Raw genomic sequence first — 10089 nt, 5'->3', positions numbered from 1 at the left:
AAGCTCAAACAATTCCGACGTGTCGCCACACGATACGACAAGCTGCTCGCAAACTTCATGGGCTTCGTCAAAATCGCCGCTATCGCCATCTGGCTCAAATAGTTAATTCGTCGCTACGGCCTAGGTGGCGTTTCGAAAATCGACCGGACGCTTTTCAGTCCGGCATCCACGTCGCTTCAGGCACTGGAATACCGAAAAGCTCCATGCCCAAAATTCGGGCGTCACACGGGTCAAAAAATCACCACTCGGCTCCTGGTTTTCGGCCCAATTCGATTGACTGATCAGCGTCAGTATGCAGGCTAGATCCCGGTCCGAATCTTCATCTCATATTGGCCGTCTTCCCGGATAATTTTATCCGGCCCTGTGATTCATTTTTTGGAATATAACCGTGAGCAGCGATGCAACAGTTCGCGTCGCGAAGCCGTCGGCTTCGTTGGCGCTGGTGAATGCGGCAGGTTGGGGCAAGGGCTTCTCTATACTGACCCGCATTACCGTCATGGCCTTCCGTCATCCGTGGCAATCGAGCTTCGCGATCGGCGCGACCCTGATCGCCTCCGCGTTCCAGCTGATGATCCCGCGGCTGCTTGGGCAAGCGGTCGATCACACCCAGGTGGCGCTGACCGGCGGCGATGTCGGCCAGGCGGCCCAGGACGCGCTGCTGACGACCGCCCTGCTCTTGCTCGGCGCGAGCGTCCTGCGCGGCATCTTCACCCTGTTCCAGAACTATTTCAGCGAGGCCGTCGGCCACCATATGGGTTATCGCCTCAGGCTCGCCTGTTACGAGAAGATCCAGCGGCTGTCCTTCAGCTTCCATGACAGCATGCATTCCGGCGACCTGATCACCGTCGGGCTTCTCGATCTCGAAGGCGTGCGCATGTATTTTTCGACGGCGCTGGTGCGCATGGTCCTCCTGACCGTGCTGATCGGCTTCGGCGCCTATCTACTGCTCTCGACCGACATGGTGCTCGGCCTGCTGGCCCTGAGCTTCGTGCCCTTCGTCGGCTGGCGGTCGTCGGTGACTCAGCTTCGGCTGCGCGCCACCTGGCTCGACCTGCAGGAACGGCTCTCGGTTCTCACCCGCGTCATGGAGGAAAACCTCGGCGGTATCCGCGTCGTGCGCGCCTTCGCCGCCCAGGACCACGAGCTCGACAAGTTCGAGACGGCATCGAAGAGCGCAGTCACGCTGGCCCACCAGCGCGTCGGCATCCGCGTCGCCAATACCAGCGCCATGACGCTCTCCTTCTTCGCCGCCATGGGCCTCGTTCTCTGGGTCGGCGGAAACAAGGTGATGGCCGGCCAGATGACGGTCGGCACGCTTACCTCCTTCCTCACCTTCATGACCATCCTGCAGATGCCGGTGCGCCAGCTTGGCCTGATGGTCAACGCCTTTGCCCGCGCCTCCACCTGCGGCGCCCGTCTGTTCGAACTGCTCGACCTCGATATCGCCATCAAGGACGAGAAGGGCGCCAAGGAACTCAAGGTCACGGACGGCACGCTGCGGTTCGAGAATGTCGATTTCGCCTATCCCGGCGCCGAGAAACACCAGGTCCTGACCGGCGTTTCCTTCGAGGCGAAGCGTGGCGAGACGATCGGCATCGTCGGCCCGCCCGGCAGCGGCAAATCGACCATGGCCCACCTGATCCCGCGTTTCTACGATGCGACGGGCGGCAGGATCACCATCGACGGCCAGGATATCCGCCGCGCGACGCTGCAATCGCTGCGCCGGTCGGTCGCCGTGGTCCAGCAGGACAGTTTCCTGTTCACGACGACGATCGAGAACAATATCGCCTATGGCGACCCCTGGGCGAAAGAAGGCCGCATCGAGCGGGCCAGCGAAAGCGCCCAGCTCCATAACTATGTGCTCGGCCTGCCGACCGGTTACGGCACCATCGTCGGCGAACGCGGCGTATCGCTCTCCGGCGGCCAGCGGCAGCGGCTGTCGATCGCCCGCGCGCTGATGCTGCGCCCGGCCGTGATGGTGTTCGACGACTCGACGGCAGCGATCGACGCCGGCACCGAACAGCGCATCCGCAGCGCCATGCGCAGATACGCAGCCGACCGGGTGACGATCATCGTCGCCCACCGGCTGAGCTCGCTGATGCATGCGGACCGCATCCTGTTCGTGGAAGAAGGCCGCATCGTCGAAAGCGGAACGCATGACGAGCTGCTTGCGCTCGGCGGCCGCTACAAGGCGCTTTACGATCTGCAGGTACGTCCGGGCGACGACGCGCTCAGCGCCTGAGGGAGGATTTATGGCCGAGGAACTGGAAACCGAACGCTCGGACGTTCGCGAAGACGGCAGGCGCCCGCCCCGCGCGGTGGTCGGCTCGCATCGCATCGAAGAGGAAATCTTCGGCAAGGTCTTCGACAAGAATATCGTCAAGCGCATCTGGGCCTTCGTGCGCCCCTATCGCACCAAGATCTATTGGGCGGTGCTGGCCGTGCTCTGTTTCACGGCGATGCAGCTCCTCATTCCGCTGATCATCCGTTATGCGATCGACCACGGCATGCAGCCGGGCAGCGACAGCCAATCCGTGCTGATCTGGTCGATGGTCGCCTTCCTGGTCGCGATCCTCATCAATTTCGCCGCCAGCTATGCCCAGGAAACGCTGGTCGGCGGCGTCGCCGAGGACGTGCTCTTCGATATCCGCAAGGCGATGTTTACCCATCTGCAGCGTGTTTCGCTCTCCTGGATGGACAAGACCGAAGTCGGCCGGCTGATGTCGCGCCTGCAGGGCGATGTCAATTCCATGCAGGAATTCCTGGAAACCTCGGTTCTGTCGGTCGGCGATATCACGCTGCTGTTCGGCATCGTTTTCGTCATGCTGACGCTCGACTTCAAGCTCGGCCTGCTGACGCTCTGCGCGCTCCCCGTCCTCTTCGTCGTGCGCCTCTTCTGGCTGCCGCGCGCGCGAAAATCCTTCATGGCCGCGCATGAGACCAATTCGATCGCCAACGGTGCGCTTGCCGAAGCCATCCACGGCGTGCGCGCCGTCCAGAGCATGGACCGCCAGAGCGTCAACTTCATGCTCTATGACGACAAGGCCCGCGCCAATCTCAACACCCATCTGAACGCGGCCAAATACGCCCAGGTCATGGTGCCGATCGTCGATTCGCTCACCGGCCTTGCGATGGCGCTGGTCGTCGTGGTCGGCGGCGCGCGCGTCCTCAACCAGGCGCTCGACGTCGGCGTCATGGTCGCCTTCCTCTTCTACATCCAGCGCTTCTTCGACCCGATCCGCTCGCTGACCCTGCAATATTCGGTCATGCAGCGCGCCATGGCATCCGGCCAGCGCCTGACGGAGGTGCTGGACGTACCGGTCGACATCAAGGATGCGCCAAACGCCAAAATCCTGTCGGCGGAGATGGATGGCTCGGTCGAGTTCAAGGACGTGGTGTTCGGCTACAATCCCAAGCACCCGGTCCTGAAGCATGTGAGCTTCAAGGTGAATCCGGGCGAGACGGTGGCACTTGTCGGCCCGACGGGCTCGGGCAAGTCGAGCTGTATGTCGCTGATCCACCGCTTCTACGACGCGCAGCAGGGCCAGGTCCTGGTCGGCGGTCATGACGTGCGCGACCTGACGCAGGAATCGCTCGGCCGGCAGATCGCCATGGTGCTGCAGGAGCCGTTCCTGTTCACCGGAACGGTGTTCGAGAACATCCGCTACCACAAGACGGATGCGACCCGCGAACAGGTGATCGAGGCGGCCAAGGCGGTCGGCGCCCATGACTTCATCATGCGCATGCCGGATGGTTACGAGAGCATTCTCGGCCAACGCGGCGGCAATCTGTCGCTCGGCCAGCGCCAGCTCCTGAGCTTTGCCCGGGCGCTGGTGGCCGACGCCAAAATCCTGGTGCTCGACGAGGCGACCGCCAATATCGACAGCTATACGGAAATGCTGATCCAGAAGGCGCTGGTTAAGCTGCTCGAAGGCCGCACCGGCCTCGTCATCGCCCATCGCCTGGCAACCATCCGCGAGGCCGACCGGATCATCGTCCTGCAGAATGGCGAGCTGATCGAAAGCGGCAATCACCGCGAGCTGATGAAGAACGAAAAGCTTTATTCGAAACTCTACAACCTCAACTACTCGTCCTTTGACGACATCCCGGAAGACGTTATCGAAGAGGCCGTGACCGAGTCGGCAACCTGAAGTCAGCTTCGATGGTTCCAGCCAGTCGCCCCTCAAGCGGCCGCGGTAACAGGCCTGCACACAAAAAAGCCCGGAGGCGTCTGACGCATCCGGGCTTTCGAGTTTCTTGGGGCAATCCAGAAGGGAAAGCGGCGCCTCAGCGCCGCTGGTTGTAGACGTCGACGCAGACGGCGCCGAGCAGGACCAGGCCCTTGATGACCTGCTGGTAGTCGATGCCGATGCCGAGGATCGACATGCCGTTGTTCATCACGCCCATCAGGAAGGCGCCGATGACCGCACCGGTTACCTTGCCGACGCCGCCATAGGCGGACGCGCCGCCGATGAAGCAGGCAGCGATGACGTCCAGTTCGAACCCGGCACCGGCCTTCGGCGTGGCGCTGTTGAGACGCGCGGCGACGACGAGACCGCCGAGCGCCGCCAGCACGCCCATGTTGACGAAGGTGAGGAAAACCAGCCGCGTCGTCTTGATGCCGGAAAGCTCGGCCGCACGGGCATTGCCGCCGACCGCATAGATCTGCCGGCCGATCACGGTGCGGGTGGTCAGGAAGCTGTAGGCGGCGATCAGCACCGCCATGATGATCAGCACGTTCGGCATGCCGCGATGCGATGAGATCAGGAAGGCGATGTAACCGAGGCCGGCAAGGATCAGCAGATTCTTGGCGACGAAGAAACCAAACGGCTCCGTCTCGACGCCATGCGAAATGCGCCGCTTGCGGCTCGCGAAATTCTGCACGATGAGGATGATCGCGAGGACCAGTCCGAGCAGGAACGAGGTGATGTAGAGGCCGCCGGCCGACGAGACGATCTCGGCGACATAACCGGACGAGAGCTTCTGGAAGATCGGCGGGAAAGGCCCGATCGCCTGGCTGCCGAGGATGGCGATCATCAGGCCGCGGAAGACCAGCATGCCGGCGAGCGTCACGATGAACGACGGTATCTTGAAATAGGCGACGAAATAGCCCTGAATCGCCCCGATCAGGCCGCCCACGGCTAGGCAGGCAATGATGACGAGAGCGAAATTGATGCCCCATTGAACCATCATGAGCCCGGCAAGCCCACCGATGAAGCCTGCGACCGAACCGACCGACAGGTCGATATGGCCGGTGACGATCACCATCAGCATGCCGAGCGCCATGATGACGATATAGGCGTTCTGCAGCACGATGTTGGTGACGTTGAGCGGTTTCAGAAGCACGCCATCGGTGGCGAACTGGAAGAACACCACGATGACCACGAGCGAGATCAGCATGCCGAAATCGCGGAGATTGTCCTTCAGAAAACCGGTCGCCTTCGGCGGCGCCGAGACTGCTTCCTGGGGCGTGCTCATTATTCTCTCCCTTTGCGTCGCATGATGGCGCGCATGATATTTTCCTGCGTGGCTCCCTCGCCGGACACCTCGCCGACGAAAGCACCTTCGTGCATCACCAAGATACGGTCGCAGATGCCGATCAGCTCGGGCATTTCCGACGAGATAACGACCACCGCCTTGCCGGCATCGGCGAGTTCGTTGATGATCGTGTAGATTTCATATTTCGCGCCGACGTCGATGCCGCGCGTCGGCTCGTCGAGGATCAGCACTTCGGGGCCGGTGAACAGCCACTTCGACAGGACCACCTTCTGCTGGTTGCCCCCTGAAAGCTTGCCGGTGTCCTGGTAGACGTTGTGGCTGCGGATACGCATGCGGCCGCGGAATTCCTGCGCCACCTTCATTTCCGCGATATCGTCGATGACCCCGCGCGAGGAAACGCCGCCGAGATGGGCGAGCGAGACATTCTTGCGGATGTCTTCCGACAGGATGAGGCCGAGCTGCTTGCGATCCTCGGTGACATAGGCGAGACCCGCCTTGATGGCCTTGTGGACGTCGGAGAGGTCGAGTTCCTTGCCGTGCAGCCTGGCGGTGCCTGTGATGTGCCGCCCCCAGGACCGGCCGAACAGGCTCATGGCGAATTCGGTGCGCCCGGCGCCCATCAGGCCCGAAATGCCGACGATCTCGCCGGCCCGCACCTTGAGCGAGACGTTTTTGACCACCTGCCGGTCCGCATGCATCGGATGATAGGCGGACCAGTTCTCGACTTCGAAGATCACGTCGCCGATCTTCGGGTCGCGCTTCGGATAGCGGCTCTCGAGGTCTCGGTCGACCATGCGGCGGACGATCTCATCCTCGTCGATCGGGCCGGCATGGCAATCGAGCGTGCCGACGGTGCGCCCGTCGCGCAGCACCGTGATCTGGTCGGCGACTTCGGAAATCTCGTTCAGCTTGTGGGATATGAGGATCGAGGTGATCCCGTGCGACCGGAATTCCTTGAGCAGTTCCAGAAGCGCGGCGCTGTCCGTTTCGTTGAGCGAAGCGGTCGGCTCGTCGAGGATCAGCAACCGCACGTCCTTCGACAGCGCCTTGGCGATCTCGACCAGTTGCTGCTTGCCGACACCGATATTGGTGATCAGCGTGTCCGGCTGTTCGCTTAGCCCCACCTTCGCAAGCAGGGCCTTGGTCCGCTCGTGGCGCTCGCTGCGGTCGATGACCCCGTAACGCGCCGGCGGATTGGTGAGAAATATGTTCTCCGCAATCGACATCAGGGGGATGAGCGCCAGCTCCTGGTGGATGATGATGATGCCAAGCTTTTCGGAATCGTTGATATCGCGGAAATGGCGTTCTTCGCCGGCGAAAAAGATCGAGCCCTCGTAGGAGCCATGCGGATAGACGCCGGAAAGCACCTTCATCAGCGTCGATTTGCCGGCGCCGTTTTCGCCGACGAGCGCGTGAATCTCGCCCTCCTGGACAGTGAAGCTGACATCGGAAAGCGCCTTGACGGCGCCAAAGCTCTTCGAAATGCTGCGCATTTCGAGAATGGGCGGCTTTTCGGCAAGCGGAACGGGATCGAGCATGATCACTCCGAAACAAAAGGGTCCGCGCGGCAGTTTACCACCGCGCGGAGCAAAAAGCTTACTTGAGCTGCGCTTCCTTGTAATAGCCGCCGTCGACCAGGATCTGCTTCCAGTTGGTCTTGTCGACCACGACCGGCTTCAGCAGGTAGGACGGAACGACCTTCTTGCCGTTGTCATAGGTCTTGGTGTCGTTGACGGTCGGCTCCTTGCCGCTCATCACGGCGTCGACCATGTCGACGGTGACCTTGGCGAGATCGCGGGTGTCCTTGAAGATGGTCGAATACTGTTCGCCGGCAATGATCGACTTGACCGACGGGACTTCCGCGTCCTGACCGGTGACGACCGGCATCGGCATATCGCCGCTGCCATAACCGACGCCCTTCACGGAGGAGAGGATACCGATCGAGAGGCCGTCATAAGGCGAAAGCACGCCGTTCAGCTTCTTGCCCGAATAGGTCGAGGAGAGGATGGCGTCCATGCGGGCCTGCGCCGTCGCCGGGTCCCAGCGCAAGGTCGCGACCTTGTCCATGCCGACCTGGCCGCTGCCGACCTTCAGCACGCCCTTGTCGATGAGCGGCTGCAGCACGCTCATCGCACCGTTGTAGAAGAAGAAAGCGTTGTTGTCGTCCGGCGAGCCGCCGAAGAGCTCGATGTTGAACGGGCCTTTTTCGGTGTCGGCCTTGAGGCCCTTCACCAGCGAAGTGGCCTGCTGCACGCCCACCTGGAAGTTGTCGAAGGTCGCGTAGTAGTCGACATTCGGCGTGTCGCGGATCAGGCGGTCATAGGCGATGACCTTGATGCCCTGGTCATGCGCCTGCTTCAGGACATCCGACAGCGTCGTGCCGTCGATAGAGGCGATGACTAGCACCTTGGCGCCCTTGGTGACCATGTTCTCGATCTGCGAGAGCTGGTTCGGAATGTCGTCTTCCGCATATTGCAGGTCCGTCTGGTAGCCGCGCTCCTTCAGGACCTTCACCATGTTGTCGCCGTCGGCGATCCAGCGTGCCGAGGACTTGGTTGGCATGGCGACGCCGACGAGCCCCTTGTCAGCGGCCGTCGCGGCAGATGCTACCGCAAGTCCCACCAGCATCGTTGCAGTAGCAAGATATTTGAACATTCGCATGTTTACTCCTCCTTTGGGGCGGCTCCCTTCGAACCGCCGAACTCCGTTGCAAGAGCGGCCTCCCGCCGCTCTGGGGATCGTTCCGATCAGTGATTGTCGCGCGGCAGACCGGCGGTCTGGGCGATACGCTGGTATTTGACCGCCGGTTCGAGCACCGCCCCGGTCTCCATCTGTCCGACGATGCCGCGCTGGATTTCCTGCCACGGCGTCTGGTGCTTGGGATAGTGGTAGCCGCCATCCGCCTCCAGGGCCTTGCGACGCGCGGCAAGCTCCTCGTCGGAGATCAGGATATCCGCCCGGCCGCGGCCGACATCGATCCTCACGCGGTCACCGGTCCGCAGAAGCGCAAGGCCGCCGCCAGCCGCCGCTTCCGGCGAGGCATTGAGGATCGACGGGCTGCCCGACGTTCCCGACTGGCGACCGTCGCCAATGCAGGCGAGCGAGGTAATGCCCTTCCTCAGCAGATAATCAGGCGCCCGCATGTTCACCACTTCCGCAGCGCCGGGATAACCGATCGGACCGGCGCCGCGCATGAAGAGGACGGTATGCTCATCGATCTGCAGCGAGGGATCGTCGATCCGGTGGTGGTAGTCCTCCGGACCGTCGAACACGACCGCCCTGCCTTCGAAGGCTTCCGGATCGTCAGGGTTGGACAGGTAGCGCTCGCGGAACTCCTTCGAGATGACACTCGTCTTCATGATCGCCGAGGAGAACAGGTTGCCGCGAAGGACGCGGAAACCGGCGCGCTCCTTGAGAGGCTCCTCGTAACGGCGAATGACCTTCTCGTCCTCGATGATCGCGCCGCGGCAGTTCTCGCCGATCGTCTTGCCGTTCACCGTCATGGCGTCCTCGTGGATGAGGCCCTGGTTCATGAGCTGGTTGACGACGGCCGGCACGCCGCCCGCATGGTAATAGTCTTCCCCGAGATATTCGCCGGCGGGCTGCAGGTTGACGAGCAGCGGCACGTCCTCGCCATAGGCCTGCCAGTCGTCCACGGAGAGTTCCACGCCGATATGGCGTGCGAGCGCATTCAGGTGGATCGGCGCATTGGTCGAACCGCCAATAGCCGAATTGACGCGGATCGCGTTGACGAAGGCTTCCTTGGTCAGGATATCGGAAGGCTTCAGGTCTTCCTTGACCATTTCGACGATGCGAAGGCCGGTGAGGTAGGAGACCTCCTGCCGGTCACGATAGGGCGCCGGAATGGCCGCCGAGCCCGGAAGCTGCATGCCGAGCGCTTCGGCGAGCGAATTCATGGTCGTCGCCGTGCCCATCGTGTTGCAATAACCCGTCGACGGCGCCGAGGACGCGACAAGCTTCACGAAACCCGCATAGTCGATCTCGCCCTTGGCCAGGAGCTCGCGCGCTTTCCAGACGATCGTCCCGGAACCGGTGCGTTCGCCGCGGAACCATCCGTTCAGCATCGGCCCCACCGACAGGGCGATCGCGGGGATGTTGACGGTGGCCGCGGCCATCAGACAGGCCGGCGTGGTCTTGTCGCAGCCGATGGTCAGCACCACGCCATCCAGCGGGTAGCCGTAGAGAACTTCCACGAGGCCGAGATAAGCAAGGTTGCGGTCGAGGCCGGCGGTCGGGCGCTTGCCCGTCTCCTGGATCGGATGGACCGGGAATTCGATCGCGATGCCGCCCGCCTCGCGGATGCCCTCGCGAAGGCGGTTGGCGAGTTCCAGATGATGCCGGTTGCAGGGGGAAAGATCCGAACCCGTCTGTGCAATACCGATGATCGGGCGATCCGACTGCAATTCGGCCTGGCTCAGGCCGAAATTCATGTAACGCTCAAGATAGAGCGCCGTCATGTCGACATTGGCGGGATTGTCGAACCAGGCGCGCGAGCGGAGCTTCTTTGCCGCTCCGGGCTGGTTCGTCCCGGCGATTTCATTGGATGGTGCGTTTTCGGAATTGCTCATC

At 62.2% G+C, this 10089-nt stretch carries 6 protein-coding genes and 1 pseudogene; 3 read left to right on the top strand and 4 right to left on the bottom strand.

The window, feature by feature from the left end; genetic code table 11:
• The 3 genes and pseudogenes from ACFFP0_RS19215 to ACFFP0_RS19205 form a co-directional block, all read left to right on the top strand.
• A pseudogene (locus tag ACFFP0_RS19215) lies at window positions 1-102 on the top strand (IS5/IS1182 family transposase); the annotation flags it as partial.
• Window positions 103-388: 286 nt separating this feature from the next.
• A complete protein-coding gene (locus ACFFP0_RS19210; RefSeq protein ID WP_377263794.1) occupies window positions 389-2242 on the top strand; it encodes an ABC transporter ATP-binding protein in 1854 nt (617 codons plus the stop codon).
• 10 nt (window positions 2243-2252) lie between these two features.
• Entirely contained in the window at window positions 2253-4151 is a 1899-nt protein-coding gene (locus ACFFP0_RS19205; RefSeq protein ID WP_377263792.1) for an ABC transporter ATP-binding protein, read from the top strand.
• A 136-nt stretch (window positions 4152-4287) separates the two neighbouring features.
• On the opposite strand, the gene mmsB is transcribed toward ACFFP0_RS19205, so the two are convergent.
• The 4 genes from mmsB to ACFFP0_RS19185 form a co-directional block, all read right to left on the bottom strand.
• Window positions 4288-5478 carry a multiple monosaccharide ABC transporter permease gene (gene mmsB, locus ACFFP0_RS19200; protein WP_377263791.1) on the bottom strand — a complete coding sequence of 397 codons (1191 nt, stop codon included), beginning with the start codon at window positions 5476-5478 and terminating at the stop codon, window positions 4288-4290.
• Entirely contained in the window at window positions 5478-7037 is a 1560-nt protein-coding gene (gene mmsA / locus ACFFP0_RS19195) for a multiple monosaccharide ABC transporter ATP-binding protein (RefSeq protein WP_377263789.1), read from the bottom strand. Before mmsA ends, mmsB begins: the two co-directional genes overlap by 1 nt.
• A 58-nt stretch (window positions 7038-7095) precedes the next feature.
• On the bottom strand, window positions 7096-8154 hold the full coding sequence (gene chvE, locus ACFFP0_RS19190) for a multiple monosaccharide ABC transporter substrate-binding protein (RefSeq protein WP_377263800.1): 1059 nt from the start codon (window positions 8152-8154) through the stop codon (window positions 7096-7098).
• Window positions 8155-8246: 92 nt separating this feature from the next.
• Window positions 8247-10088: an IlvD/Edd family dehydratase gene (locus ACFFP0_RS19185; protein WP_377263787.1), complete on the bottom strand. Its 1842-nt coding sequence runs from the start codon at window positions 10086-10088 to the stop codon at window positions 8247-8249.
• Between the last annotated feature and the right edge of the window lies 1 nt (window position 10089).

Source organism: Neorhizobium puerariae, assembly GCF_042429745.1.
Lineage (GTDB): Bacteria > Pseudomonadota > Alphaproteobacteria > Rhizobiales > Rhizobiaceae > Neorhizobium > Neorhizobium puerariae.
The sequence above is the reverse complement of the archived record's forward strand: the minus strand, read 5'-3'. Positions and strand labels throughout refer to the sequence as shown.

Bases quoted from the DNA above. Each gene is read 5' to 3' on its own strand.
- ACFFP0_RS19205 (WP_377263792.1), top strand. From the start codon at position 2,253: ATGGCCGAGGAACTGGAAACCGAACGCTCGGACGTTCGCGAAGACGGC.
- mmsB (WP_377263791.1), bottom strand. From the start codon at position 5,478: ATGAGCACGCCCCAGGAAGCAGTCTCGGCGCCGCCGAAGGCGACCGGT.
- mmsA (WP_377263789.1), bottom strand. From the start codon at position 7,037: ATGCTCGATCCCGTTCCGCTTGCCGAAAAGCCGCCCATTCTCGAAATG.
- chvE (WP_377263800.1), bottom strand. From the start codon at position 8,154: ATGTTCAAATATCTTGCTACTGCAACGATGCTGGTGGGACTTGCGGTA.
- ACFFP0_RS19185 (WP_377263787.1), bottom strand. From the start codon at position 10,088: ATGAGCAATTCCGAAAACGCACCATCCAATGAAATCGCCGGGACGAAC.